The organism is Streptomyces sp. RPA4-2, from assembly GCF_012273515.2.
Taxonomy (GTDB): Bacteria; Actinomycetota; Actinomycetes; order Streptomycetales; family Streptomycetaceae; genus Streptomyces; species Streptomyces kaempferi.
This window is the reverse complement of sequence record NZ_CP050975.2, coordinates 8,508,647-8,534,988: the sequence shown is the minus strand read 5'-3', so window position 1 is coordinate 8,534,988 and position 26,342 is coordinate 8,508,647. Positions and strand designations below refer to the sequence as shown.

General features: G+C 67.8%; 22 protein-coding genes and 7 pseudogenes. 9 read left to right on the top strand and 20 right to left on the bottom strand.

The features are described from left to right. Window positions 1-989: 989 nt before the first annotated feature. From HEP85_RS37325 to HEP85_RS37295, 7 genes are all read right to left on the bottom strand, one after another. Window positions 990-1,556, bottom strand: coding sequence for a type 1 glutamine amidotransferase domain-containing protein (locus HEP85_RS37325; RefSeq protein WP_168531853.1), 567 nt, complete (start codon window positions 1,554-1,556; stop codon window positions 990-992). Window positions 1,557-1,779: 223 nt separating this feature from the next. After that, window positions 1,780-2,340: a DNA starvation/stationary phase protection protein Dps gene (gene dps, locus HEP85_RS37320; protein WP_168531852.1), complete on the bottom strand. Its 561-nt coding sequence runs from the start codon at window positions 2,338-2,340 to the stop codon at window positions 1,780-1,782. A 132-nt stretch (window positions 2,341-2,472) separates the two neighbouring features. After that, complete coding sequence (locus HEP85_RS37315; protein ID WP_168531851.1) at window positions 2,473-3,231, bottom strand: glycosyltransferase family 2 protein; 759 nt, start codon at window positions 3,229-3,231, stop codon at window positions 2,473-2,475. Further along, the gene (locus tag HEP85_RS37310) at window positions 3,228-3,842 is read right to left on the bottom strand and encodes an SAM-dependent methyltransferase (RefSeq protein WP_168531850.1); all 615 of its coding nucleotides are present in this window, start codon (window positions 3,840-3,842) and stop codon (window positions 3,228-3,230) included. The genes HEP85_RS37315 and HEP85_RS37310 overlap by 4 nt, the downstream gene beginning before the upstream one ends. After that, a complete protein-coding gene (locus tag HEP85_RS37305; RefSeq protein ID WP_168531849.1) occupies window positions 3,839-4,612 on the bottom strand; it encodes a PIG-L deacetylase family protein in 774 nt (257 codons plus the stop codon). Before HEP85_RS37305 ends, HEP85_RS37310 begins: the two co-directional genes overlap by 4 nt. Continuing rightward, a complete protein-coding gene (locus tag HEP85_RS37300) occupies window positions 4,609-5,610 on the bottom strand; it encodes an acyl-CoA dehydrogenase family protein (protein ID WP_248002251.1) in 1,002 nt (333 codons plus the stop codon). The genes HEP85_RS37305 and HEP85_RS37300 overlap by 4 nt, the downstream gene beginning before the upstream one ends. A gap of 733 nt (window positions 5,611-6,343) precedes the next feature. After that, entirely contained in the window at window positions 6,344-6,502 is a 159-nt protein-coding gene (locus HEP85_RS37295) for a CsbD family protein (RefSeq protein ID WP_248002250.1), read from the bottom strand. A 181-nt stretch (window positions 6,503-6,683) separates the two neighbouring features. On the opposite strand from HEP85_RS37295, the gene HEP85_RS37290 reads away from it, so the two are divergent. Together HEP85_RS37290 and HEP85_RS37285 are read left to right on the top strand one after the other, a co-directional pair. Next, complete coding sequence (locus HEP85_RS37290; RefSeq protein WP_168531846.1) at window positions 6,684-6,854, top strand: hydrophobic protein; 171 nt, start codon at window positions 6,684-6,686, stop codon at window positions 6,852-6,854. Between the two features lie 330 nt (window positions 6,855-7,184). Further along, window positions 7,185-7,538 carry a PRC-barrel domain-containing protein gene (locus HEP85_RS37285; RefSeq protein ID WP_329293014.1) on the top strand — a complete coding sequence of 118 codons (354 nt, stop codon included), beginning with the start codon at window positions 7,185-7,187 and terminating at the stop codon, window positions 7,536-7,538. A gap of 2 nt (window positions 7,539-7,540) precedes the next feature. Here the strand turns inward: HEP85_RS37285 and HEP85_RS37280 are convergent. After that, window positions 7,541-8,481, bottom strand: a pseudogene (locus HEP85_RS37280) (YihY/virulence factor BrkB family protein). A 161-nt stretch (window positions 8,482-8,642) separates the two neighbouring features. On the opposite strand from HEP85_RS37280, the pseudogene HEP85_RS37275 reads away from it, so the two are divergent. The 6 genes and pseudogenes from HEP85_RS37275 to HEP85_RS37250 all read left to right on the top strand — a co-directional run. Beyond that, window positions 8,643-8,963: pseudogene (locus HEP85_RS37275) on the top strand (type 1 glutamine amidotransferase domain-containing protein); the annotation flags it as partial. Window positions 8,964-9,553: 590 nt separating this feature from the next. Next, window positions 9,554-9,673: pseudogene (locus tag HEP85_RS37270) on the top strand (alpha/beta fold hydrolase); the annotation flags it as partial. A gap of 53 nt (window positions 9,674-9,726) precedes the next feature. After that, window positions 9,727-11,001, top strand: a complete 1,275-nt coding sequence (locus HEP85_RS37265) for an IS701 family transposase (protein ID WP_168531845.1) — start codon at window positions 9,727-9,729, stop codon at window positions 10,999-11,001. A 111-nt stretch (window positions 11,002-11,112) separates the two neighbouring features. Continuing rightward, a pseudogene (locus tag HEP85_RS37260) lies at window positions 11,113-11,787 on the top strand (alpha/beta fold hydrolase); the annotation flags it as partial. After that, window positions 11,787-13,072: pseudogene (locus HEP85_RS37255) on the top strand (PP2C family protein-serine/threonine phosphatase). The pseudogenes HEP85_RS37260 and HEP85_RS37255, both read left to right, overlap by 1 nt. Then, window positions 13,069-13,419, top strand: a complete 351-nt coding sequence (locus tag HEP85_RS37250) for an STAS domain-containing protein (protein WP_168531842.1) — start codon at window positions 13,069-13,071, stop codon at window positions 13,417-13,419. The pseudogene HEP85_RS37255 and the gene HEP85_RS37250 overlap by 4 nt, the downstream one beginning before the upstream one ends. A gap of 380 nt (window positions 13,420-13,799) precedes the next feature. Here the strand turns inward: HEP85_RS37250 and HEP85_RS37245 are convergent, their stop codons facing one another. The 6 genes from HEP85_RS37245 to HEP85_RS37220 all read right to left on the bottom strand — a co-directional run bounded on the left by HEP85_RS37245 (window position 13,800) and on the right by HEP85_RS37220 (window position 20,569). Beyond that, window positions 13,800-14,690: an RNA polymerase sigma factor SigF gene (locus HEP85_RS37245; protein WP_168531841.1), complete on the bottom strand. Its 891-nt coding sequence runs from the start codon at window positions 14,688-14,690 to the stop codon at window positions 13,800-13,802. A 442-nt stretch (window positions 14,691-15,132) separates the two neighbouring features. After that, complete coding sequence (locus HEP85_RS37240; protein ID WP_168531840.1) at window positions 15,133-15,660, bottom strand: MarR family winged helix-turn-helix transcriptional regulator; 528 nt, start codon at window positions 15,658-15,660, stop codon at window positions 15,133-15,135. Between the two features lie 58 nt (window positions 15,661-15,718). Beyond that, window positions 15,719-16,171: an STAS domain-containing protein gene (locus tag HEP85_RS37235; RefSeq protein WP_168531839.1), complete on the bottom strand. Its 453-nt coding sequence runs from the start codon at window positions 16,169-16,171 to the stop codon at window positions 15,719-15,721. Continuing rightward, window positions 16,168-17,253 (bottom strand): B12-binding domain-containing protein, encoded by a 1,086-nt coding sequence (locus HEP85_RS37230; RefSeq protein WP_168531838.1) that lies wholly within the window; start codon window positions 17,251-17,253, stop codon window positions 16,168-16,170. The genes HEP85_RS37235 and HEP85_RS37230 overlap by 4 nt, the downstream gene beginning before the upstream one ends. Further along, window positions 17,250-18,794, bottom strand: a complete 1,545-nt coding sequence (locus tag HEP85_RS37225; protein WP_248002555.1) for a PP2C family protein-serine/threonine phosphatase — start codon at window positions 18,792-18,794, stop codon at window positions 17,250-17,252. The genes HEP85_RS37230 and HEP85_RS37225 overlap by 4 nt, the downstream gene beginning before the upstream one ends. Window positions 18,795-19,333: 539 nt before the next feature. After that, window positions 19,334-20,569, bottom strand: coding sequence for a PP2C family protein-serine/threonine phosphatase (locus HEP85_RS37220; RefSeq protein WP_369658155.1), 1,236 nt, complete (start codon window positions 20,567-20,569; stop codon window positions 19,334-19,336). 621 nt (window positions 20,570-21,190) lie between these two features. On the opposite strand from HEP85_RS37220, the gene HEP85_RS37215 reads away from it, so the two are divergent. Next, entirely contained in the window at window positions 21,191-22,072 is an 882-nt protein-coding gene (locus HEP85_RS37215) for a sigma factor (RefSeq protein WP_168531837.1), read from the top strand. Between the two features lie 100 nt (window positions 22,073-22,172). Here HEP85_RS37215 and HEP85_RS37210 read toward each other — a convergent pair whose 3' ends face one another. The 6 genes and pseudogenes from HEP85_RS37210 to HEP85_RS37185 all read right to left on the bottom strand — a co-directional run bounded on the left by HEP85_RS37210 (window position 22,173) and on the right by HEP85_RS37185 (window position 25,962). Beyond that, window positions 22,173-22,376: an ATP-binding protein gene (locus HEP85_RS37210; RefSeq protein WP_168531836.1), complete on the bottom strand. Its 204-nt coding sequence runs from the start codon at window positions 22,374-22,376 to the stop codon at window positions 22,173-22,175. 92 nt (window positions 22,377-22,468) lie between these two features. Beyond that, window positions 22,469-22,882 (bottom strand): SpoIIE family protein phosphatase, encoded by a 414-nt coding sequence (locus HEP85_RS37205; protein ID WP_329529248.1) that lies wholly within the window; start codon window positions 22,880-22,882, stop codon window positions 22,469-22,471. Further along, window positions 22,821-23,018, bottom strand: a pseudogene (locus HEP85_RS37200) (hypothetical protein); the annotation flags it as partial. The pseudogene HEP85_RS37200 and the gene HEP85_RS37205, both read right to left, overlap by 62 nt. Next, a pseudogene (locus HEP85_RS37195) lies at window positions 22,963-23,106 on the bottom strand (SpoIIE family protein phosphatase); the annotation flags it as partial. The pseudogenes HEP85_RS37195 and HEP85_RS37200, both read right to left, overlap by 56 nt. Window positions 23,107-23,283: 177 nt before the next feature. Beyond that, complete coding sequence (locus tag HEP85_RS37190; protein WP_168531834.1) at window positions 23,284-24,516, bottom strand: PAS domain-containing protein; 1,233 nt, start codon at window positions 24,514-24,516, stop codon at window positions 23,284-23,286. Between the two features lie 378 nt (window positions 24,517-24,894). Beyond that, window positions 24,895-25,962 (bottom strand): ferritin-like protein, encoded by a 1,068-nt coding sequence (locus HEP85_RS37185; RefSeq protein WP_168531833.1) that lies wholly within the window; start codon window positions 25,960-25,962, stop codon window positions 24,895-24,897. Window positions 25,963-26,342: the final 380 nt, after the last annotated feature.

The following is a 26,342-nucleotide window of genomic DNA, read 5'->3' as shown; positions in this document are numbered from 1 at the left end:
GCAGAACGTGCCGGCCTGCGGCTCTCTGCGCCGCCCCGGCAGCTTCCCGCTCCACGCAATCCCGCTCGGCGTGACCGCGCGGGCGGAGCGGGGTCAGGTGCCAGGTCCGCGGGGCCTCGCCCCGCAGGCGCTCGGGGAAACATGCCGGGGTGGGAGTTCATCCCAGCCCACCCAACGACCAGACGGACCAACCGGTTTGCGGCCGGACAGCCCAACGGTGTCGCACCTCGCTGAGGGAGGACGGTGGCCGAGGTCGTCGCAGCGGACCAGGAAGGGTGTCCAAGAGGACGGACGGATCGTTTTGACGAACGTGACGGATGATCAATGGATGACCACCAGCCAGGACACACAGGCAGGCAGCGGTAAACGCAGAGCCGACGCCCGTCTCCCTGGACAAACCCGCCGAAGGCACCCCGCTCACGCCCGTGGCCAGACCCCAGCAGAAGCCCCGGACCAGGGCACACCCGTGTACACACAGCTCGCCAAGGAGTGGGCCGCCCGCGGCGCCACCGTCCCCTGCCGCCCCGACCCGCTGTGGCAGCGTCTGGCCTCTCCCGAACATCTCAGGCACGAGACAGAAAGCACCTTGCGCCAGCTACACCTGGAAGGGAATGCCCACCGCGCTGACCGCACACCCCAGCCAGCTCAACCGGAGGCACCCTCGGCGCCGGGGCAATGAGCTCTGCCGGAACGTCCCATACGGAAGTCCTCATAGGCGGCAACTGCGGTCGCCGCGTGGCACGCTGCCCGGCGCCGGCCGCAGCGGTTGCACGTCCCGGGACTCACCGCCGCCCACCTCAGGCCGCCGGGGTGCGCGGGTGTTCTCACGGCAGCATCCGAGCCCTACGCGGCATGCCCGTCGCGCCTTGGCATGCGTCGAGAAGCGCTCCTCGTCGCGAACGGTCTCGACGGCGAGCGCTGGGTCAGCGAGTACGTCTATCCGGCGCTCGCCCACGAGTGCAAGGCCGAGCTGCCCAGCGACGCTCAACTCAGGAGTCGATCAGCGCTTTGTTGACGGCGCCAAGGAAGTCGTCGAGATCCTTCGGCGTCCGGGACGTGACCAAGGTGTAGCCGTTTGCGCTGTCGCTCACGACGGCTTCGTCGACCCAGTTCTTGGCTCCTGCGTTGCGGACATCGGTGCGCACTGAGGGGTAGGAGGTCAGGGTCTTGTCGTTCAAGATGTCGGCTTCTACCAGGGCCCAGGGTCCATGGCAGATCGCAGCGATCGGACGTCCCGACGCCGCAAACGCCCTGATCACCTCAAGGGCCCTTGGTTGCAGGCGGAGTTGGTCGGCGTTGATCGTGCCGCCAGGGATCAGCAGCAGCTGGTATGCGCCAGGATGCAGCGTCTCGAGCGTGGTGGTGGGCTCCACCGTCTCGCCGGGGTCCCGATCGCCCACCAGCGTCTGAACGGGGCCTGGGGTCACGGCTGCGATGGTGACGTCCGCGCCGTCTTCCCGTAGTCGACGGACCGGCACCAGCAACTCGTCCTGCTCAACCCCGTAGTTGGTGACGAGTATCAGCACTCGGTGACCGTTGAGCGGCTTGTCAGACATGATGATGCACCTTTCTCCCGTCTCGAAGGCCGCGTGACAGGGGGCGGGCGCCGAATCGTCACTGCGTCCTTATGCTCCTGGTCCCCGGCACGTACCTGCTCCCCCTGGTCAGCTCTGTATGACTGCGCTCGCGCGGCGCGATCGCGCCTGGCGTGGCGCTCGTGTGACGGCTGTGACAAACCGATCCGGTCGTTACAGGTTCACGCCGCCCCTGTTGTCGATGTCACTGGCCAATGGCCTGTTTGGCGGCTTCCGTCTCGGTGGTGGCGTCGGCCGTTGTGAGGGTGCCACCTGCCGTCTCCAAGTGCGCCCGAACGAACCACTGGAACTGCTCCAGGTCACGCAATTGTTCGATCAGCAGGTCCTCAGTGACTGGGTCGACGTCCTCCACCGTCTTGATCGCGGTCCGCAGGTCCTGGATCACTCCGGTGTACACGAGATCGAGCGCGCCGAGGTGGGCGATGGCGTCGGCGCGGCCCACGCTGTAGTCGTCCCAGGTGCGCCCTTCGACCAGCGCGCCCGGAGTGCCGTGGGCGACGCCTCCCAGGGCAGCTAGACGCTCGGCGACGTCGTCGGCCATGTCGCGAACACGGTCGACCTGCGGGTCGAGCATTTCGTGCACGGAGATGAAGTGCGGGCCCACCACGTTCCAGTGGACATGCTTGAGCGTGAGGTGGAGATCGTTGAGGGCGTGCAGGCGCTGCTGCAGGAGCTCGATGAGCGAGCCGGCGTCTTGGACCGTTATACCCGGGACTGTGTAGCGGGGGGTGGCTTCGGAAGCCATAGGTATATCTCCTGTTCTCATGCAGTTTGTCCTTTCCCGGTACCCGTGATGGGAGGACGCAACCCACCGCAGCCCCATCCGAGCCAAGACAGCTCTCCAGCTCGCCGGACTGCGCGCCTCCCGATACCGGCGTCAGGCCGGCCTCACGGAGTCCAGCGGTAGGGGTGCGGGGTGACGATCGGAGCCGCGGGATGCAGGGTGCAGGGAGGCGAGGAGGTCTGCGAGGCCGCCGGGGGCCCGTCCCCGCAGGCGGGCTGCGGTGTGTACGGGGTGCTGGTCGGTGCGTGCGATGCGGTGGCCGGCCGCGGACAGCCGGACTGCGAGGTCGCGGTCTTCACCGGTGGGCAGGGGGGCGAAGCCGCCCACCCGCTGGTAGGCCTCAGCGGACACGCCCAGGTTCGCACCGTGAACGTGCGGGTGCTCCCACACCCCGTCGCTGAGCCGGCGAGTGCGGAAGTAGTCGGCGTCGTGCCGGGCCACAAGGAGGGCGCTGCCTGTGGTGGGGGCGAGGCGGATGGTGCCCAGGACTGCGTCGTAACCCCGCCGAGCCCAGTCGGCCTGGTGGGCGAGCCAGGCCGCGGGCACGATGGTGTCGGCATCCGTCATGGCCAGCCACACGTCGGGGCCGGCATCTGCCAGAAGTTCCAGTGCGTGGTCGACGGCGGCCGCCCGTGCGACTCCGACATTGTGGCTGCGGGTTTTCACGACGTAGGCTCCCCCACGTGCGGCCAGAGTCGCTGTGTCATCCGTGCATGCGTCCGCTGTCACCACGACCACGGCTGGCATCGGTGCCACGTGCGCGGCGGCCGCGCGCAGGCTGCGCAGACAGGCAGCGATCCGGTGTTCTTCATTGTGCGCGGGGACGATGACAGCCAAGGCCGAGGGCGTCACGCGAGACCTTCCGCGCAGGCCGGCGAGAGTGCCGGGCGCATGCCCTGACTGTGCTCGTGGACGGTGAGGGTGAAGTCGGGGTCGTCGTAACGGGCCAGTCGGCTCAGGCTCGTCAGGGTGTCGAGGTGGTCGGCGATGTCCCGGCCCGTGCAGGTGTGTTCGGCCACCGGGTGGTTCCAGTGCACCGTGACCAGATGGCCGCCCTCCCCCAAGCTCTCGACGCTCTTGTCGAGCAGCCGTGTACGGGTGGTGGTGTCGAAGTAGTAGAGGAGTTCCGACAGCACTATCAGGTCGAAGGAGTCCTGCGGCCACTGCTCGGGCACCGTCATACGTCGCACCGTGACATGGTCGAAGCCGATGGTGCGCTGATCCGTGGCTTCGACGGCCGACGCTATGCGGTCCGTGGAGAGCAGGTGGTCGCATCGGGCAGCTAGGAGTTCGGTCAGCACGCCTACCGAGCAGCCGGGCTCGAAAGCCCGCGGGTAGCGGGGGCGGGGTAGAGCCGCGACGGTCAGGTTGTACTTGCGGCGGTCGTACCACCGCTCTCCGAGGTGCCAGGGGTCGGTGGTGTGGGCGTACTGGTTGTCGAAGTAGCTGGCGGGGGTGTTCAACGGATCACCGTCTCGAAGGTACGGGTGTGGTGCGCGATCTCCTGCGCTGGCAGCACCGGCGCGATGCCAGAGCCACGTGGCTCCAGTTGGCTGCTGAACCGTGCCAGGGCTGCTTTCTTGCGGTCGATCGCCGCTTCCGGCAGGGGGAGAACAGCGGCTCGGTGCCACGGCACCCGGGGGTCGTGCGGGCGGGCCCAGTGCCACATCCACACCGGGTAGGACCACACCGGCGTGGAGCTGTCGCGGCCGGCGCGCTTGGCGGCTCGGCCGGCGGCCTCGTGGTCGCTGTGCAGGTCGCCCTCCCACGGCGCCACGCACACGACGGCCCCGACGGCGTCCAGGGCTTCGCCGATCACGGCTCGCGCGTGGTTCTCATGCTCGTTGATGGCCGTGTCGGGCAGACCGGCATGTACAGGGATGGGCAGATCGCCGAGCTCGCCCAGCGCTGCGGCCAGCTCACCGCGGCGCCGGGCAGCCAGCCGTGCCCGGGCGGGTGGCGTCGCAGGGCCGTGGGAGGCTTCCCCGTCGCTCAAGCACACCGTGTGGACCTCCACACCGGCTTGAAGAAGGGCGGCGATGGTGCCGCCGAATCCCAGGACCTCGTCGTCGGGGTGGGCAGCCACCACGACGACGGGACCCATTGGAAGGACCAGGTGTGGCAGGTGGTCCGGCAGTCGCGCCTGCCGCCACTCGGACTCGTCGGTGCCCTGCGCGTCAATGGCTGCGGCGGCGGCCTGTCTCGCAGCCCTGGTGGTCTCTGCCGTGCTCATCGTGCCGTCTCTGCGGAAACCGGGGCCGCCAGACGACCGAGCTCGGCCAGGTTCGCCTCACCGTGGTGCTGGCGCACGTAGACCGTCAAATCTGCCACCGCGCGGGCGTGCCGTTCGTCGTGGCACAGCGGCCCGGCACCCGTGGCACGCCCGACGTGGTCCAGGACCTCGGTGCACACCCTTTCCGCCAGGGCCCGCACGCGCAGGCTGCGCACCCGTGCATCCTCGCGTTCATCGAGGGGGTCGATGTCGATGTCCTCGCCCGCCTGGCGCAGCACGGTGTCGGCGGTGTGCAAGAGCATGTCGACCGTTCCGAGGTGAGCGGCCGCGTGCTCGTTCAACCGCCCCGTCGCAGCCCGCTCGTACAGGGGCGCGGCGACGGCGTGGGCGCCGCCGAGCCAGCAGGCCGCCACGCCGATTCCCCCGTGCTGGAAACCGGGTCGCGTCAGATAGTCCTCCACCCCACCGACGGCTTGCGCGGACACATCCGTGAAGGACATGTCCAGACTGTCGCTGCCGGCCATACCGATCGCCGACCATGTTCCTTCCACCGGCTCCGCGCCTGGGTGGTCGAGCGCGACGGCGAACAGGCGGTAGCCGTCGTCGGCGTCTGCGCTCACCAGGGCGTGGGTGCAGATGCGTGCACCGGAGCAGTAGGGCTTGACGCCGCTGATCCTCCATCCCCTGTCGGTGCGTGTCGCGTGCACGCCGGGGCCTGGTGGGCGTGCGGCCCAGACTCCCCACCGCTCCCCCTTGGCGGGCAGGGGGTGGTCCAGTTCGTACAGGATCGCCGCAGCGTCCAGGTGTCCCTCGGCGAGCCGTGCCAGGCACAGGTCCCGCCGTCCCAGAGCGGTGAGAGCGGCAAAACGGCGCGCCGTCGACCTGCCTGGCAGCGGCACGTCTGGGGCCTCGCGCTCGACGAAGTCGGCGAACAGGTCCGCCGTGCGCCGCTCCGGGGTGCGGAGGTGGTCAGACAACTCGGGGGGCGTGACGATCACACGGACCTCCTGCATACATGGTCGAGGGCGCCAGCAGGCGTCTGGCTATCCGTAGGCTCTTACTCACAACACACAATGTGGCTGTCCAGCAGCTGGCGGCGCACGGCTCGGACCCGGCTGCGCAGGCCCCTGTACCCGGCAAGTGGCCCCACATCCCCTTGGCCGCAGGAGTGTCGTTCAAGTCACCGGTGAGAGTGTCCGCGCCGAACACCCCGCGTGCGGAACAGCGGCGGCTGAGGGCCTTGACCAGGACAGCATGGGCCCGCCCTGAGATCCGCTCGGACTTCCACCTTTACACCAGCCGTGCCGTGCCGCCAGGCAGTGACGGTCGGCAACCACGGCATAGATTGCCTCGCAACGCGCAGCTTCGAGGGTGCCGCGGTGATCCGCTGCTACCTGTGACCGGGCGGCCACTGCGCCGGCCAGTCCCACGTGACACACGGGCATACCTCAGTCCGTGAAGTCGAACGCGTGCCACCGCCCGTCCTGTCGGCGTTCCCCGCCCTCAGCCGACCGCGACGGCGGGGAGCACGAAGGCCGGCCCCACGCGCCTGTACGGTGCCCGCTGTAAGCCTGATCGTGGAGGGCCCGGGGCCCCCGTCTTCTGAGGAGTGAGCGGGCGGCACGGCGGTGAGGCGCGTCGGTTCAGCTGCGGGTGGGCGAGCGCGTTGCGGGTGCCGGACAGCACTGATCCCGGCAGCCAACGGGCTGCCGGGATCAGAGGTGGTTCGCCCTATTTGGGCTTGATCGCGTCCTTGGCCTTCTCCTTGGCCGCCCGCAGGTCGCCCTTGCGCTCCTCGGCCTTCCCTTTGGCCTTCAGGGACTCGTTGCCGACTGCACCGCCGACGACCTTCTTCACCTTGCCCTTGGCCTGATCTCCCTTGCCAGCCACAACCACTCACCCCTGTCTCGCTCGAAAACGATTTGTCTGCCTCGAGTAACCCCGGACTCCATTTTCAAACCAGAAGGTTGCCGCCGAGACTCCCGGAGCCTGACCCATTTAAAAGAAAAATAAGATCCGCAGGAGTGGAGATCGTTCCGCAGGGCACACGAGGCTGCGGAGGTTGATAACTATGGTTCCCGTTCTTCTCGTTCTTCTGCTCGCCCTACTCCTCTTCGGTGCCGGTTTCGCACTCAAGGCTCTGTGGTGGATCGCCGTCATCGTGCTGATCGTGTGGGTTCTAGGATTCGTGATCCGTCCGGCAGGAAACGGCGGCAAGCGCGGCCGCTGGTACCGCTGGTAAGAGGGCCTGAGCACGCGATTACAGGGGTGGGCCCCGACGCCGTGGCGTCGGGGCCCACCCCTGTTCCGCCCCCGGGTTACCGCAGTGATGAAAGTGTTGATTCTGCCGCTCCGGGGCACCTGGAGGTAATGGCCGGAGGTGACCGTGACGTCAGGAACCATGGCCTCCAACGCGGCATCTTCGGCCGGCCCATATTTTTGCAGCGAATGTGTGAGCTCCGGGAACCAGGGCACCCGGCTTTCCGAGGAAACGTCACCGGATTCGATGACGCCTTAAAAGACTCCGCAGTTCGGCTGCGGGTAGCAGAATCTCGATGAGGGAGCAGTTTTTATGAGTGACAACATCTGGGGCTACCAGCCGACCACCGGCCACACCGCGGGCACCGACCTGATCGGATACAAGGTCGAGGCCACCGATGGCAGCATCGGCAAGGTCGACAAGCACTCGGACGACGTCCACTCGTCCTACCTCGTCGTCGACACCGGCGTTTGGATCTTCGGCAAGCACGTCCTACTGCCGGCCGGCACTGTGAAGACGGTCGACCAGGCCGAGCGCAAGATCTACGTCGACCTCACCAAGGACCAGATCAAGGACTCTCCCGAGTTCGACAAGGACAAGCACGTCGGCGACGCCGGATACCACGAGCAGGTCGGAAGCTACTACCAGACCCACCGACGTATCTGAGCTCAGCACCACCCCAGCAGTGGGGCCCACCAGAGCGTCTCCGGTGGGCCCCACTGCTCGTGGACCGGAGGGTCCATCCAGCGAAGCCTCGGGTCTGCCGAGTCCGCTCTAAAATCGCCTGACATGGATTGGCCGCTGTTGATGGCACGTCCGCGTTCGAGTTCGGCGTTGAACTCCAACCCGAGCAGGATCGCAATATTGGTGATCCACAGACAGATGAGAGCGACGATGGGGGTGGCGAAGGTGCCGTAGGTCTTGTTGTAGCTGCTGAAGTTGGCGACGTAGAAGCCGAAGTGCGGAGGCGATGAGCCAGATGACCACCGCCAGGAGGCCGCCGGGCATCACTTGCCGGATGTGCCCCTTGACGTTGGGGGCGGCCCAGTAGAGCAGCGTGATGATCACGACGACCAGGAGGAGCATGACGGGCCACTTGGCGATGTCCCACGCGGTCACCGCGGTGTCACCCAGACCCAGGACGGACCCCATCTTCTTGGCCAGCGTTCCGGTGAAAACGACGCCGACCGCGGGTGAGGGCCAGAAGGATCACCACGGCCGCGGTGATGCCGAGACGGACCGGTAGCCTCTTCCAGACCGGCCGGCCCTCGCCGATGTCATAGACGATGTTGGACGCCCGCATGAAGGCGGCGACGTAGCCGGAGGCCGACCACAGCGCCAGCACGACACCGATGATCAACGCGAGCAGCGCCTTGCCCTGGCCGCCTTTGAGCTGCTCCAGCACGGTCGTCAGGAGATCGCGAACCGACCCGGGCGACATGCTGGAGAGGTTCTTGATCAGCGAGTCGATGGTGGAAGGGCCCAGCAGCTCCAGAATGGACACCAGGGCCAGCAGGGCCGGGAAGATCGCCAGGACTCCGTAGTAGGTCAGGGCAGCCGCCCAGTCCGTGAGATTGTCGTCCTTGAACTCCCGCACCGTGCGCTTCACAGCACCCTTGAAAGAACCAGCGTTCCCGGCGTCCTCCCGGGACGGACGGCCGGCACCGGCAACGTCACCACCCGCGCGGTCGCGGAGCGGGCGATCCACACTGCCACTGTCACCGTTCAAGCGCCGGTGGCCACCGTGGTCAGCACCGCTGACGTCATGGGCTGCTGACCGCGGCGCTCGCCTCCGGCAAACCCCTCGCCGTGGCCTGCCACGCCCCGGCCGCCATGCTGGCCACCAGGATCCGCGGCGTCTCCCCCTTCGCCGGTTACCGGGTCTCGGCGTTCACCAACGACGAGGAGAACGCCGTCGGTCTCGCCTCCAGGGCCAGGTGGCTGTTGGAGGACGAACTCAACGACCTGGGGGGCGAGTTCACCCGCGGCGAGATGTGGAAGCCGTACACGGTGGTGGACCGCAACCTGTTCACCGGGCAGAACCCCGCTTCGGCCGCCGTCCTGGCGGAGCGGCTCCTCAAGGCCCTCTGACAGCGTCCGAGTGCGCCCCTTGTGGCGTCGCCGCACTCGGACGGCGGGCGGCAGTCGCGGCAGCGCCCGACCTATATCGTGATCCACATGGCTTCCAGCCCGTCGGGGCCCTGGAGATCCCGCGCTCCCTCCAGGGCCCCGATGCTGTTCAGGAGGTACTTGACACCCTCGGCAGTGGCGGGGGCCGCTCAGCCTGAGTGCGCGCTGCGCAGCCTACGTCTGGCAGCAATCACGCGTATGTCGGACCGGCACAGCGAGAAGCACCGGACTGCGCGCCCTGTGAGCTCGGCGCCGCAGGACACGCCGCCAACCGGCCTGACGCGCTCTGCGCCCCGCCTACACCCTGTCCGCGGTGCGGACGTCTGCGCCCCTCCGGTGATGGAACGTCGTTCCGACTGCCCCGCATAGTCATAGTGTGCAGACTGGGATCGGCTGCCGGCATGGCGAGAACTTTCCGTCCCCAGGCGACTGCCCGGCCGCAGCTGCACCGTGTCGTATAGCGGCCTGGCCGAACGTAAGACGCCGGGCGGGGCGTGGAGCACTCCGGGTACCGGGGCAGAACAGTGAGCCAAGGCTGGGAGGATGCGGGTATGGACATCGCTCGCAGGAACAACATCACCGTCGTCGGCAACCCGCAGGGGCCGGTGGTGGTGCTGGCTCACGGGTTCGGCTGCGATCAGAACATGTGGCGGCTGACGGTACCCGCCCTAGTAGGGCTCCGTTAGGTCTGTGTCGCGGTCCTGTTTGGGGGCATGTTGGGTGTGTGGATGCATATGAAGTGAACCGTGCTCGGGCGCAGTTGGCGTTATTCGTGGCTGATGTGTTCGCGTCGGTGCCGCGTAAGGATCAGCGGGCGAAGGGTGACTGCTATCTGCGGGGGCTGATGCTGGACGGGCGGCGTAAGTCGATTCAGCCGATGGCGGAGCGGCTGCCGGACGGCAATGAGCAGAATCTGCAGCAGTTCGTGAACCAGTCGACGTGGGATCCGGTGCCGGTGCGGCGGCGGATCGTTGAGCGGATGGTGCCGCTGATCGGCCCGGATGCCTGGGCGGTCGACGATGTGTCGTTCCCCAAGGACGGCGAAATGTCGGTGGCGGTCGCCCGCCAGTACTGCGGGGCGCTGGGCAAGCAGGCGAACTGTCAGGTCGCGGTGAGCGTGCACGCGGTCTCCGACACCGCGTCCTGTCCGCTGCAGTGGCGCCTGTTCGTGCCCCAGGAGTGGGCGGACGATCCGGTCCGCCGACGCAAGACGGGGGTCCCTGACGGGATCCGGCACCGGGAGAAGTGGCGTCTGGCCCTGGACACCCTCGATGAGCTGGCCGGGTGGGGTCTGGTGCCGCCGGTGGTGGTGGCCGATGCCGGCTACGGGCAGAACGCCGACTTCCGCGACGGCCTGGACGGCCGGGGCATCGGCTATGTCGTGGCGGTCCGTTCGGACGTGACGGTCCTCCCGCAGGACGCTCAGCCCACTACCCCGGTGTGGTCCGGCAACGGTCGCAAGCCCCAGCCCCGCTACCGGCACAAGCCGTCTTCCGTATCCGTTTTGGCCGCCGGCCGTGGACGGCTGGCGTTCACCGAGGTGACCTGGCGTGAAGGCTCCCGCGGGCCGATGCGCTCACACTTCCTGGCAGTGCGGGTGCGGCCGGCCGGGATCCGAGCCCGCCGCCTGGCCCAGGCCGCCGCCACGCAGGAGGGCTTCTGGGACGGTGTCCTGCCCGAGGTCACGCTGCTGGTCGAGTGGCCCGAAGGCGCCGAAGCACCCACCGGCTACTGGCTGTCCAACCTGCCCGCCGACACCCAGATCGCCGAACTGGTCCGCCTGGCCAAGATCCGCTGGCGCATCGAACACGACTACCGGGAACTCAAGCACGGCCTCGGCCTTGACCACTTCGAGGGACGCTCCTGGACCGGCTGGCATCACCACGTCACCCTGGTCACCGCCGCCCACGCCTTCCTCACCGAACAGCGCCTGGCCCCAAAAGCCGATACAGCGGACTCACCCTCTACCAGATCCTCGACACCATCCAAGACCTGCTGAACTGCTGGACCGGCACCTGCACCACCTGCCACCGCCCCCTGCCCAGAACATCCCCCACCACCCCAAGCCCAAGAGCCAGAACAACCTAACGGAGTCCTACTAGTCGATGATTACCGGGTTGTGCTGTTCGACTACGTTGGTTCGGGGCGCTCGGATCTCGCCGCGTTCTCGGAGGACCGTTACGCCTCTCTGGACGGATACGCCCAGGATGTGGTCGAGGTGTGTGAGTCGCTCGACCTGCGCGATGCGGTATTCGTGGGGCACTCGGTCAGCGCGATGATCGGGGTGCTGGCCGCCGACTTGGCTCCCGAGCGTATAGGAGCGCTGGTGATGGTCGCTCCGTCTCCACGGTATATCGACGACGAAGGCTACCGAGGCGGGTTCAGCGCGCAGGACATCGACGAGCTGCTGGCGTCTTTGGAGGCAAACTATCTTGGCTGGTCAGCAACAATGGCACCGGTGATCATGGGGAATGCTGAGCGGCCCGAGCTCGGCGAGGAGCTGACGAACAGCTTCTGCGCCACCGACCCGGACATGGCACGAGTCTTCGCCCGGACCACGTTCCTGTCGGACACGAGGGACGATCTGAAGAGTGTGAAGGTGCCGACGCTGGTGCTGGAATGCACGCAGGACGTCATCGCCCCCCGGGAGGTCGGCGCCTTCGTCCACAAGGCGATCCCCGGCTCGACGCTGGTCACTCTCGACGCGACCGGGCACTGCCCGCACCTGTCCGCGCCCGAGGCCTCCAACGAGGCGATCACCGGTTTCCTGGCGGGCCTGCGTTGATGTGCCGCACCGGGCAGCAGCACGACCCGCACGATGCCGACAACGGGAGAACTTCGGATGCGGCGTTTGCCGCGCTGCTGGAGGACAGCGCCGAGGACCTCTACGAGAACGCACCGTGCGGATACCTGTCCACGCTGATGGACGGCACCATCGCAAAGATCAACACAACGCTGCTGGGCTGGCTCGGCCTGCAGCGGGAGTCGGTGGTGGGCCGAATGCGATTCACCGACCTGCTGACCGTGGGCGGCAAGCTTTACCACGAGACGCACTTCGCGCCGTTGCTGCGGATGCGAGGAGAGATCGGCGGCATAGCCCTGGAGATCAAACAGGCCGGCGGTGACCGGATGCCGGTGCTGGTCTCCTCCGCGGTCAAGCACGGCAGTACCGGAGATCCCCTGCTGATCCGGACCACCCTCTTCGACGCCCGGGACCGCCGCGCCTACGAGGAAGAACTCCTGCGCGCGCGGAAAGCGGCCGAAGAAACTCGCAAACAGGCGGAGGCCGACCGAGCGCGGCTCCAGGACGCCCTCGCCGTGCTCCAGCAGTCGCTGCTGCCCACCACCCTGCCGCCGGTGCCGGGAGTCGAGACGGCCGCCCATTACCACACCGCCTCCCCCGACCGGCTCGGCGGTGACTTCTACGACGTCTTCCCCATCGACGGCCAACGCTTCGCCTTCTTCCTCGGCGACGTGTGCGGCAAGGGGCCCCAGGCAGCCGCGGTCACCTCACTGACCCGCTACACCCTGCGCGCGGCCGCCCTGCACGATTCCGATCCTGTCTCCGCCCTGTCCACCCTCAACAGGGTGCTCAACGAGCACTACACCGGCGGCGACCCGCGCTTCTGCACCGCCATCTTCGGCACCCTGGAACGCGACTCCGCGACCGGGCAGGTCGGCATCCGCCTTGCCGCAGGCGGCCACCCCCTGCCCTCGTCCTGCGTGCCAACGGCACAGCCGACTTCCTGCCCACCCCGGGCGGCCTCCTCGTCGGCATCTTGCCCGACCCGCCCTTCGCCACCGCCACCACCATCCTCGCCCCCGGCGACACCCTCCTGCTCTACACCGACGGCCTCACCGAAGCCCGCACCGGCGAAGACCGCACCACCCTGTACGGAGACGAGGCCCTGCGCGCCTTCGCCGCCCGCCACTCCGGCGAGTCCCCACACGCCGTCGTCCAGGCCCTGACCGCCTTGCTGGACGACTTCGGCGACGGCCTCGACGACGACACCGCTCTGCTCGCCCTGGGCGTCCCAACCGCCGTCCCGACGACGAAGAACACACCATGAGCCCGCTTAACATCACCACCCGAGACGTCGCGACCGGTCCCGTACTGGAGGTCATCGGCGAACTCGACTACGGCAACGCCTCCGTGCTGCGTGAACTACTCACCACGATCACCCTCCAACCAGGTCAGCGCCTCGTCCTCGACCTGGCCGGCATGGACTTCTGCGACTCAAGCGGCCTCACTGCGCTGATCGCCGCCCGCAACCGGGCCCACGCCGCTCATGCCGAGATCGCGCTCGCCGCCGTCCCCGCGAACACTCTGCGCGTACTGCGCATCGTCGGCCTCGACCAGGTCTTCCCCCTCCACCCCGACAGCGACTCCGCCGCCCGGAGTCCGCGTGCGCGATGACCCTGTCGGCGAAAAGTGCGTCGAGCGCGGACGCGCGTGTGCCTGATCCCGTGGCCACACTTCGGTGTGCCGAGGTACGGGCGCGGACGCGAGGGTGGAGGCCAGGCTGCTCACAGGTACGGACTGGCCGGAGGCGGAGCCGGCCCGAAACTTGGTCCGGGCTGTGGCCGGGGTTGGGGGGTCCGCATACCGAATCCGTCGGGCGCTTCCCACGAGTTGAGTGTGATGTCAGGCAGCGAGCAGGCTCAGGCCAAGACCGAGCAGGCCAAGGGCGACGCCCGCGAGACCAAGGAAGAGATCAAGGATGTCTTCAAGGACTGACTCCTTGATCCATGAGGCGGGGCGCACCAGTGCCTACTGATGGCCCCGCCTCATGCCGTTCAGGCCGCTGACGGTGCGGTCACGCCGTCCTCGCCAGCCATACCGGTGCGAAGCTTGCGCAGGATCCTCGACAGGAGCCGGGAGACGTGCATCTGGGAGATGCCGAGCTCGGCGCCGATCTCGGACTGGGTCATCTCCAGGCCGAAGCGCATGTCGATGATGCGGCGCTCACGCTCGTCCAGGGTGCGCATCAACGGTGCGAGTGTGTGCAGGTTCTCGACCTTCTCCAGCTCAGGGTCCTCGGCGCCGAGGAAGTCGGCAAGGCTGGGGCTATCGGAGCTTCCAGTACCCTCGGCCCCGTCGACGGGTATATCGAGTGAGCTCGCGGTGTAGCCGTTGGACGCGACCAGCCCCTCGCGTATCTCTTCCTCGCTCAGCTTCAGTTGCTCAGCGAGCTCCTGCACTGTGGGTTCGCGGCCCAGGTCGACCGCGAACTCCTCCTTGCACCTGACTATCTCGTTGCGCAGCTCCTGGAGTCGCCGCGGGACATGGACGGCCCAGCTGGTGTCACGGAACAACCGCTTGATCTCGCCCACGATGTAGGGGACGGCGTAGGAAGTGAACTCGGTCTCGCGGGACAGGTCGAACCGGTCGATCGCCTTGATGAGTCCGATCGTGCCGACCTGGATGATGTCCTCCATGTCGCCACTGCCCCGGTTGCGGAAGCGGCGTGCGGCGTAGTGCACCAGGGAGAGGTTCATCTCGATGAGGGTGTTCCGCGCGTACTGGTGCTCGCGGGTTCCCTCCTCCAGGGTCTGCAGCTGGTCGAAGAACGTCTTCGAGAGGGCGCGCGCGTCATGCGGCGCGACCTTCCCGGTGTCCTCGATCCACGGCAGCTCCTCCACTGCCGCCGACGTCAGCGACCCCACGCGCTCCGCCGTCTGCGTCATTACGATCTTTCCTTCCGCCTGTTCCAGAGGTAGTGCGACCAGCAGATTCCCTGGGTTGAGCGGATCATGCAAATCTTTTGGGTGGATCCTCCGCGCTTCGTGCCGGCAGGACCACTGTGAGGGTGGAAGCGGCCAGTTCGGGCGTCCCCGCACAAATGGCTACGGAGCATCTTGCTGACGCGGCGCTCGGCTCACCCCCCTTGCGTGAGTCGGTTGCGGATCGTGACCTGCCTGCACGGTGAGCATCCCGCAACCGTCGTACCAGGGCTCCGGCCAACCCCGAACGCGTCGGCCAGCACGGTCTGGACATCGTGGCCGCTCTCGCCCAGCCCCTCACCATGGAGCCGACCAGGGTCGGCAAGTGCATCAGCGCCAGCATCGCGCTCGACGCGACCACCACGTAGCGCAGCGGGCCACCGGGCCCTGCCAGTGAGGGGACTGATCAGGCGGATCGCGCCTGGCCTTGTGCCACGGAGATGAGAGGGGCGTCCTCAGGAGCAAGGCGGAGCATGGGCAGGTCGACCAGCGCGCTCTGCAGGCGGGCGATGCCTTCGGCCATCGCTGTGCGCTGATGGGCAGGCATGGTGGCGAGCGCTTCCATGAGGAGTTCCTCGCGCCGACCACGTAGCTGGTCCAGATGCCGGCGACCGGAGGGGGTCAGGGTAAGAAGGACTTCGCGGCCACTGTCGGGCCAGGGACGGCGTTCGACGAAACCGAGGGCCTGGAGACGGTCGACCAGGCGACAGACGGAGGGGCGTGCTGCGCCCAGGAGTCGGGTGAGGGCGCGCATCCGTATGCCGTCCTCGCGATCCACGATGTTCATGACGCGCAGTTGGGAGACGGAGATGTAGGGGGGCGGGCCCTCGTTGCGGTCCTGCTCCCACATGACGTCGAAGAGTTCCGCGATGCAGCGGGCCTGCCGGGCAGCGTCGCGGAGGTGATCGTGGTTGGGCCGGATGCGCTCGGTCATGCGATTCCCATCCAGGGGGCCTGGTCCCTGATGCCTGTCATGCACGCAGGTAGAGAAGTCAGCCGCCGACCTCCGGTCCCGCTGGGCGATTCGCGCGGTCGACTGACGTGCCACCTTCGGACGTATGACGAAATGCCACGCCCTGGGACTCGGCCGACGCGTCGGGCGAATCCGCATGGTCGGGTACGAGGTGGGCGAGGGCGCCGGTGATGTCCAGCATCCGCTCGAGAGCCGGACGCCGGTTGTCGAGGAACAGAGTGACGCCTGCTGCGCTGGTGCGGCGGTGGAGCATCAGCAGCATGGCCAACCCCATCGAGTCGAGACCCTCCAGGTGGCCGCAGTCTAGGCGCAGGACACGCAAGTCCGGGCTGTCGGTGAGCTGCTGAGAGGCGAGGGCCAGGAAGTGGTCGGCGCAGTCATAGTCCAGAAAGCCGTGAATCTCCAGATGCACCGCAGTCTTGTCGGTGCTGGGGGTGGTAATGAGTTCTATTCCGGTCGGCGGCGGTGTCATCCACTGTTCCTGGAGTCGGAGGCGTTCACGGACCTTGTCCCGGTGAGATGGTCGGTTGCCTCGGCGAGCATGAGAGTGGCCCGGGGGAAGTCCTTGAGGTGCTCGCCAAGAATGTCCAGAGCCGGAATGAGGGAGCGGGTGGGGACGCCGCGGGCCGTGAGGATCCTGGCCGTCCAGGTCAGGAAACTGGTGAAGAGCTCCTCGTCGTTCGTGTAGAGGGCGGCAGCCAGGAAATCCACAATGTGGGCAATGTCCTCAGCCGTGTGCTGACGCTGCAAGGCCGTGTAATCCCGCATCGCGGGAAAGCGTTCCTCGAGCCCGTGCATGACGGTGCGCACCAGGTTCGGGTGGGTGCGGGCGACCATCGTGTATTCCTGGTCGGCCAGGTGCGGCAGATCGTCGATGGGCTGATGCGCCGGCTGGGGCTGCGGCAGCGGTCCCTGATCGAGCCGGTCCGCGGCCGCGGCCGCATCGGGCGCCCAGGCGTCCGCACCGAGCAGGCGAGCGTACTGGCCGTGCACGCCGAAGGCCGCCCCGCCCACCAGAACAGGCGTGTTCGTCGCCTGAACCGCCGTGATGGCGGCATGTGCGGTCGGCAGGCGCGTGGCGATGGAGCTGGAGAGGGCCACCATGTCGGGTCCGGTCTGGTGGAGGTGGGTGATCAGGTGGGTGGGGGGAACCTGCGCGCCGAGATAGTCGACCGACCAGCCGCGCAGTTTCAGGACCTCGGCCAGGATACGGGCGGGCAGGCCGTGCCATTCGCCGTCCACGCACGCCACGATGACCCGACCGCGGGCCTGAGCGGTGTGAGCGTCGTAGTGGTGGGAGAGCGCGGAGACGGCCCGATCGTTGATCGCGGTGGCGGCCTGCTCCTGCGCAACGGTCATGCGGTTGGCGGCCCACTCCTCGCCTACCTTGCGCTGCACGGAGGCAATGAGGTCCACGAGCACTCGCTCCGCGGTGACGCCGTCCTTGAGGGCGTCGAAGACCACCTCAGTGGCCACGTGCTCGTCGCCGGCGGCGACCGCCTGCCACAGCTGATCGGTCCGGTCCTCGAAGGAGACAGGGGTGAGGGTACTCATGCGGTGAACCTGCCCCGGGTATGACCGTCCACCGCACTCAGATGATGGGAACGGGGCGAGGCGATCACTATGACGGCCATGTCGTCGTGCGATCCGCTCCCCACCCACTGGGAGGCGAGCATCTGCACGTGCTCGACGACGGCTTCCGCCGGCATGCCCGCGCACTGGGACAGCGCTGCCCTGAGCCGGTCCTCGCCGAAGAACTCGTCGCCCAGCGGGCCGCCTTTGGCCTCGGTGAAGCCGTCCGTGAACAGCATGCAGAACTCGCCCGGCGCCAGCGTCTCACGCATGGTCGTGGCCGGCGCCTTGGGGAAGGTTCCGATGAGGGTGCCGCGGGAGGATCCTTCCTCCACCGTGCCGTCGTGCCGCACGATCAGGACGGGTTGGTGTCCGGCGCTCGTCACCCGCAGGCGTACCGAGCCGGCCTCGCGCACGGCCGACGCCATCACCAGGGTCGCGAAGCGGGTGTGGTGGGAATTGAGGAGCGCGCCGTTGAGCAGGTCGATCATCCGCTGATGGTCGCCCGCCATCGGCAGGAGTGCCTGCAGGGTGTTGCGGATCTTCCCCGTCAGAACGGCGGCTTCCATTCCCTTGCCGCACACGTCGCCCAGCACCGCGAAGGACTCTTCCCCTTCGACGGATGCGGGGTGGACGTCGTAGAAGTCGCCGCCGATGCGCTCGTGATCCCGGGAGGCGCGGTAACCGCCCGCGAAGTCCACACCCGAGATCTGGTGCAGGGCAGGGGGGAGCAGGTCCCGCATCAGCGTCTGCGTCAACGACACCTGCTCGGCATACAGGCGGGCCGCGGACATCGCGGCGCCGGAACGGGCCGCGAACAGCCTGGCGAAGACCTCCTCCCCGTCGCTGAACGCCGTCTCTCCGGTGCGTCGCAGCAGCACCAGAGCCCCAGCCGGTACACCGTGCCCGGGCAGCGGGGTGACGACGATGGACCCGACCGTCCCAAAGCCTTCCGGCACGAGCCACTCGGGCGCGGACGCGGGATCGATCCAGCGTGACGGCACCGGCGGAAAGCCCTGGAGTGCCTCCGCCAGACCGGGAACCTCGGACGGGTCGACGTCCCACCGGAAGCGCTGTGGGCGTCCGCCGCGCAGGCACAGGACGACGGGCAGGCGGCGGGCGCTGCGGGGCGCGATGACCACGGCGGCATCCGCGAGATGCTCAGCCGCCAGTTGGGCGATCACGTCCATGCACCGCTCCAGATTCAGTGACGACAGCAACGTGTTGGACGCCTCGGTAAGAAACGCTGTGCGTTCGCGTTCCTCCCGCAGCGCCTCACGGGCCAGCTGGTGATCGGTGTCGTCCACCAACCACCACACCACGTTCCCGTCATCTTGCACGGTCGGATGCGCCTCGAAGCTCCGCTCCCCCACCAGCCCCGGCACGGCAGCATTGTCGGCCTGGCGACTCTTGGCCGTCTGGGCGTGGGCGGTCGCCAGCCAGGCCGGAACGTTGTCCGAAAGAGCAGTACCGCGGCAAAGGCCGGGAAAGAGCGCAGCCGCCTTCGGGTTGACGTGACACACGACGCCGGCGCCGTCCACGACCAGAACTGGGTAGGGCACCGACGTGAATGCCTCATGGGCCGGAGCAACAGCGCTCACGGCATGTCCGTGCTGGGGGGATGTCACAAACAGGAAGGCCCGCTACGCGAACCCCTCACCTCATCCGGTCGAAGAATTTGTTGCCCTGCGGCAACCATCCTGCACCGTGCCTTCCGCTGGCAACCCGCCCCCGATCGAGTCTCACTCCGAACAGCGTATGAGTCATCCGCAGCCCGCCCCGAGCCCTCGCATCACAGGCGCATAGCCACCACAGACGCCGAAAGCGGCAGGTCAACGCAGCGGACGTGATCCTTTTCACCGCAGTACGGCCCGGAATTACCCGACCGTCGAACCATGTGAAGACGTAGAGGAGAAGATGAAGGTTCGTGAAACCACGCCCCCCGGGTCCGGCCTACACGCCGCACAGAGCCAGATCAGTGGGGCCCCAGCCGTCACGGCCCCAACGTGGTCCCGCCGCCGGAGACGACGGCCCTGAAGAGACTCCGCAAGGCCGCCTGGTGTCACCATTCACTGGCGTGTTCCGGACGTGACTGTTTTGAGGCATTGGTGAGGTTTGCACCGGTGGCGGCGTCGCGCTGAGAGTGACTGGTGCCGTGCCAGTCCAGGCACATGACGGTCGCATCGTCGTGCAGGTGGCCGTTGTTGGCAGCGAGGACCGCTGCGATGAGGGTACGGGCGGCCTCGCGGGGGTGCAGGTCGCGCGTCCGCACGATCAGCTCGGACAGCTCGATGCCTTTGGCCCTGTGCTCCAGCATGCCGTCGGTGAGCATGACGAGCCGGTCCCCAGGCCGCAGGTCCAGCGACTGGACGCGGTAGGTGTGAGGCGTAGGGAAACCAAAAGGTGTATCGACCTCCGGTGTGATCTCCTGCACCTGGCCGTTCCGCATGCGCAGTGGCCAGGGGTGCCCGGCGTTGATGAACTCGGTCGTGCCGTCGAGCAGGCTGATGCGCAGGAGTTGGCCCGTGACATAGCCCTTGTGGCTGTGGTCGTGCATGGCTTGGTCGGCCTCGCGGGCCTGTTCGGCGAGGCCGGCGCCGGCCCGCCGTGCCCGGCGCAGGGCGCCAACCAGCAGTGTGGCCAGCAGCGCGGCTTCGACATCGTGTCCCATGGCGTCGGTGACGGAGAGCTGCACCGTGTCCCGGTCGATCACGTAGTCGAAGGTGTCACCCCCGACCTGGTCGGCCGGCTCCAGCGCCCCAGCCACCGCGAACTGCGCCGCCTCGCAGGCCAGCGACGTCGGGAGCAGCCGATGCTGGATCTCGGCGGCCAGGCTCAAGGGGGCGGTACGGCGGCCCCACTGGTACACGTCGGTGTAGGAACGGTTGGCGATGACGATGTACGCCAGCGCGTGTGCGGTCTCGCCGATCTCCCGCATCACCGCCGCGTCGGGTGCCGTCGGCAGGAACAGTTCGAGCAGACCGATGGCATCCCCGCGGTTAGTAACTGGGGCGACAATCCGCACCAGCGCGCCCTCACCCTTCTCCTCCACACTCGGTCGCTGGGTGCGGATCACATCGTCGTACAGGGTGCCCCGCACCGTGATGCGCCGGGCGGGCGTGCCGGTGTCGACGCTGCCCGCCGCTCCCAGCCTCACCACCGAGCTGCCGGTGAAGTCGAGGATGAGGAAGGTCACCGATTCGGCTCCGAGATGTTCCTTGAGCATGCGCGCGACCACGTCGAGCGACTCCACGGGGGCTGCGGCCTCTGCCGCCTCCAGGGTCCCCGTCAGAGTCATCGCCGTGCCCCGGCGGTTCCCGTCCCCGGGGCGGCCAGAGGCCTGCCCGCCGTCCGGCCTTCGTGCGGTCACTTCAGCTCCTCAATGCTCGATGTCGCTCAGGACTCCGTCCGGGATGCGAGTTCCTGGGCTCCGGGGGTGGTGCACCCAGCTACCGTCGGCGCGGGTGATCGGTCGCCTGCGGCGCAGCTCACCCATGTCGCTAGGCAGCCTGACCAGAGCAGTACTGCACAGGCTGCCAGGGCGCTCAGCTTTCACAGCCCTGCGAAGACCGCATAGCGAGTTTCATACTCGTCCCGAGGAGTGCGGCTGCGCCACACCACAGCCGTCAGCATCATCTGGGTTACTGACCTTTGAGGCGTGTTGTCGCGGGGGGCTGACGATGTGTGATCGTCGCGGTATGCCGGTTGTGTGAGATATCCGCAGGGTGGTGGGCTCACGCCTGAACGACAGGCGTTTCGTGTCCTGGCACGTGAGCAGGCGCGTTCGGCAAGACTCTGTGGCGTCGACGCGCGGGGCGCCGGGCCCATGTCACAAGATCCGCGAGTCTCCGGTCTATGGGTTGAGCCGACGTCGACGGCGCTGATGCGTACAGGGTCGTCCTGGAGGGGGGGATGCCGCATGGACCCAGGTGAGACGGTGCCGATTACGGAGCTCTTGGACGAGCGTCGGTTCCTGCTGGATGTCGCGTACTGGATGCTGGGCAGCCCGGCTGTGGCGGAGAGCGTTGTCGATCAAACCTACCGCCGGTGGTACGAGCTGTCCGACGCGGAGCGTCATCGGATCGCCGTTCCCCGGTCATGGCTGGCCAGGACCGCGGGCGGGATCTGTCTGGACCGGCTCGCGCCGGCCGGCCCGGGTGCGACGGACCACAAAGATGATGCCCGTCGGCAGCCCCCGAGTGCAGAGGAAGAGGCCGGCCGGGTCGTGCTGAACGTGTTGGAGTCGTTGCCCTCGGCAGAACGGGCGACGTTCGTGCTTCGCGTCTTCGGCATGGCCAAGAGAACGGTCGCCGACATCGTGGGCCGCACGGAGCCCGAGACAGCGGAACTCGCCGATCGTGCCCGGCGCTGGCTGACGGTGCAACGCTCCCGGCCCACGACGCCGCAGCAGCAGGAAGCCCTGGCTCGCGCGGTCCGCGAGGCCTGCCTCACCGAGGACGCCGAACGGCTCGCCTCATTGCTGTGTCCGGACGTCACCGCGTTCTTCGACGGTGGCGGCAAGGTGCGGACCCTGACCGGGCAGGTCCACGGCAGCCGACAGGTCGCCGACAGCCTGCTCACGCTCTTGGCCCGCCGCCCGCGCACCGCCCTGACCACCCATTCAGTCAACGGCCGCACCGGACTCGTCGCCCGATACGGCCACCATGTTGCCGGCGTCATCGGCCTCGACATCACCGACGACCACGTCGCCCAGGTCTGGGTCATGCTCAACCCGGACAAGCTACGGTCCTGGAACGAACCCCACACACACGGCGGCCTCTTCTTCGACCGGATCCAGTGATAGCAGGGCACCCGCCACGGCGTGCTTGCGCACATGACCGTGCGCGGCTTTCGACGGTCGGCACCCCGGGGCGGGGACACAGCGTGGTCGCAGGCGATCATCAGCCCATCGCGAATGCTTCTTCGACCCAGACGACCTTGCCGCCCGGTATCGAGCGGGAACCCCAGCTCCGGGACAGCTGGGCCACCAGGAACAGGCCGCGGCCGTTCTCGTCGATCGTGCGAGCACGTCGAAGACGCGGAGAGCACAGCTCGGTATCGGACACCTCGCAGGTGAGGACCTGATGTTGGATCAGGCGCAGCACGATCGGACCGATGCTGTACCGGACGGCTTGGTCACCAGTTCACATGATGATCAGTTCCGTAGAGTCTCCCAGAGTCTCCAGCACCCATTCGGTCAGCTGACGGGTCGCCACGTGCCGGGCGCGACGGACATCGTTCTCCTCGTTGGGGAGCGTGGTTCCGTCGCGCTGGTGCAGAGCTCTTCGAGAGAGCAACCCGGTTGCGCCAAGGCGCTGCCCAACCGGAGCATTCCCACGTCGATGTCGTGAACTCCGGCCTCGATCAGACCGTCTGTGTGCAGAGCGAGGAGACTTCCCTCGGGCAGTTCGAGTTCCACGGCCTCGAAAGGGACGCCCACCCCGATACCGAGGGGCTCCTGAGGGGAGGTCGGGGAAGGCGACCTGACCCTGCGGACCAATGATCGCGGGTGGGGGATGCCTGGCCCGTGCCATGGAGCACGTCCGGGAGACCGGTTCGTAGACAGCGTAGAGGCAGGTCGCACCCACCACCGGGGGCTGGTCCGTGGCATCGGTGTGTCCACCCGGCCAGTCGCTGGACCGTGTCGTCCAGGTGCGCCAGAAGTTCGTCCGGAGCGAGATCCATGTCGGCGAGCGTGTGGACGGCGGTGCGGAGTCTGCCCATGGTCGCCGCAGCCTGGAGACCATGTCCGACCACGTCGCCCACAACGAGGGCCACCTGGGCGCCGGGCAGCGGGATCACATCGAACCAGTCGCCGCCGACGCCGTTGTCCATGTCGGTGGGGCGGTAGCGTGAGGCGACCTCGCCCGCCATGTCACCTTTCAAGTGGTGCAGGAGCAGATGGCGTTGGAGTGTCAGAGCGGTGGTGTGTCCACGGGCGTACTGGCGCGCGTTGTCCAAGGACTGCGCTGCGCGGCCGACGAGCGCTTCAGCAAGGAGCAGATCGACCTCCTAGAAGAGCGTCGGGTCCGCCGTGCGGATGAACAACGCCGCACCCAGCAGGACACGCCCCGCGCGGATGGGTTCGACCATCAGGGAGTGCATGCCTTTCTCGTGGATCTTCTGGGCCCGCACCGGATCCTGGTCGGCCGACGTGCCCGCGGCGGTGCCCAGGATCGGCTCCAGGTGGGGCCTGCCGGCGCGCAGGACGTCGGTGAAGGATGAGGTGAGCGGCCAGGGGATTGGCTCGCCGCATGCCCGTGGAGATTCCGGGACGCCTTCGTGGATGGAAGCCCCTGAATGCAGGGGGAGTTCGCCCACGGAGCCGATGCGGAACGGGGCCCCGTCAACGCTCGTCACCGACTGCTCCAGGTCGACGGCGACGTGGTCGGCGAGCAGGGGCACGGCGTGGTTGGCCAGTTCCTGGCCGGTCTGCACCACATCCAGGTTGCTGCCGAGTCGCGCGCCGACCTTAACGAGGACGGCGGGGCGGTCGCACGTACGTCGGTCTTCGGTGACGCCGACGCTGATGACGCACATCCCGAGCGCCTTGCCGTCGACGCCCTGAAGGCAGACGAACGAGGCCGCGAACGAGTGTTCCCGACGCGGGCCCGTCGCCAGCCACGATCGGTACTCGCGCACCCTGGTGATGCCGCTTTTGAGCACCTGCATCACTGCCTCGAGCGCCTCGGCCTTGGCCCCGGGCAGTACGTCGGTGAATCGGCGCCCCAGCCGTCGGTCACCGGAAATGCCGTCGTGGCTCTCCATCGTGTCGTTCACCCAGGTGCACATGAGCCGGAGGTCACGAACGACGACGCCGATCTGTGCGGACGCGAGAAGGAACTCCCCCGCCGATCCGTTCACCGCTTCCCCGGGCGGCGTGCCGACGCCGGGCACGGTCACCAGACCACTGCGCTGTTGCGTCGCGCCCTCGCACCATCGAGATCCGCAGACCGAGGTCGAACACATGCCCGTCGCGATGGCGCACCGCCGTCGTACCCGACCAGCCGTTGCGAGCACGGCACAGTTCGAGGAAGGCCGCTGAGGTGGGTGCTTGCGCGCAGGTCGGAACCACTGTGTGAAGCGGCGGCCGACCATATCGCCCGCGGGATGTCCGACGAGCCGCTCGGCGGCCTGTGTCCATGCGACCACCGTTCCCTCCTCGTCGAACACCGAGTTCACCGAGTCGGGCAGCTCGCGCGTGTCCAGCGGCCGGCTGACGTTCACCTTGTCGTTGCTGGTCATCAGGCTGCGTGCTCAGATAGCGGGAAGTACGCAAGGTGCGGTGAACCGTGGCCGGGTGCACCACCGGAGCGACCCGGCGCCGCACCCTGGCCCCGATGACAGACAGATGTCGAGCCAGCCCATTTGCACCTTTTGCGGCTACCGACCGTGCGGTGCGCTGATCTGTGACAGCACTCGAACCGCGGTCTTCGCCCGCACGGCCCTCAGGGCGGCCGGGAGCTGGGAGAGGCGCTGAGCGGCCGTCCGGCCCCCTCACCACAGCCGGTCCTCTCGGTGTCACAGAAGGAGGAAAGTGCCGGCACACGGAACGTGCGCGCCAAGGCGCACCGAGCCGAGGCTCGGTCCGGTACCGGCACTGACCGTGCGAGGGTCCGTGATTCAGACCCGGTACTCGGGTGCGACGTAGGCGAAGGTGGGGCCAACGGCGAGACCGTCGTCGTCCTGGATGGCCATCAGGCTCTGCGCCTGTCCCTTGATCGCGTACATCGTGCCCACCGACATTCCCAGCATCGCCGGGTTGCCGTTGAAGGCCTGCTCCAGCTGTTGCAACATCTTGCAGTACGTCTGGTTGAACGCTTCCTGCGCGGTGCGGATCGCGCTGCCCTCGGGGTGATCCTCCAGCCGTGGGTTGGGACGCAAGGGACGGATCCCCGCGGGGTCCACGGTCACCGCCTCGCCGGTGGGGCCGGACTCAGGCGTGTCCCCAGGCTGGTAGCGCCGCCCCAGCGCGAGTTCCTGGAACCGGTAGTAGTGGGAGACCGCCTTGGTCTCGGGGTGGAACAGGTCGATGTCCTCGTCCCAGACGTCGGCGCGGGCCGCGCCCTCGCCCTGCTCGACGATCTCCCCCAGCGCCGCAAGCGCCGAGTCGAGGTCGGTGACCGGGCTGAGGTGCCCGGCCGTGTGGGCGAACGGGCCGCCGGCGACCTGACGGGCGGGGTCCCCGGTGAAGACCTGGTCCTCACCCACTTCGGCGCACAGGCGCCGCAGACCCTTCTCGATGGCGTCGTAGAACTGCCCGATGGTCTCGTAGTTGTCGCCCTCGGCCGGGTCTCCCGGATGCGCCGGCTGTTCGAGACGCAGGAACATTCCGAGGGCCTCCTGCCCGAACGGCAGCAGGGCCAGCGCGATGGACCGGTCGGCGTGCGGCATCGTCCGCGGGTGCGGAGGCAGCATATGGGGCGCGTCCAGGCGGGGTTGTCCACCGACCGCGTTGAGCAGGTTCGCGGCCAGCGCGAGGTGAATCATCTCCTCGACGAAGACACCGCCGATGAGCTGGGCGGCGTCCGCGTTCCGCATGGGGTCGAGGGAGTACAGGGCAGTCAGGTAGGGCGGCAGCGTGGAGTGTTCCACTTCGATGGCCCACTGCAGGTGCCTGCGCAGATCTTCCAGCGTCGCGATGCCCGTCGTCGAGAGGTCATCAGAATGGTCGAACTTGTCTTGAAGCATGGATGGGAGGCTCACTTCCGGTGTCGTAGCGCGAGGGGGGCCGGCTTGCCGGAGCCAACGGCAGAACGCCGATGCCCTCACGTCCGCAACGAAACTGTTGGTCCGCCGCCGAAAAGGCAGGCGCCGCGCCCTCGATTCACCTCACTGACAGGGCGGGCCCAACATCTGTGACACCGACCGGGAACCCTCTTTCACACACCAACGGTGGTTTCCACACGCAAGCGTCGATGCATGGTAGAGGTGAGATAGTGTTCCGACCGTCGGTCGGCCGGGGGTAGTTCCCGCTTTCCAACATCTCGCCCCGGCAGGCCCGTTGCCGGCCTTCCGGCCTCATGTTCCACATTCCACACTCTCCGGGGGTGCAGTGCTCACTTCTGGCA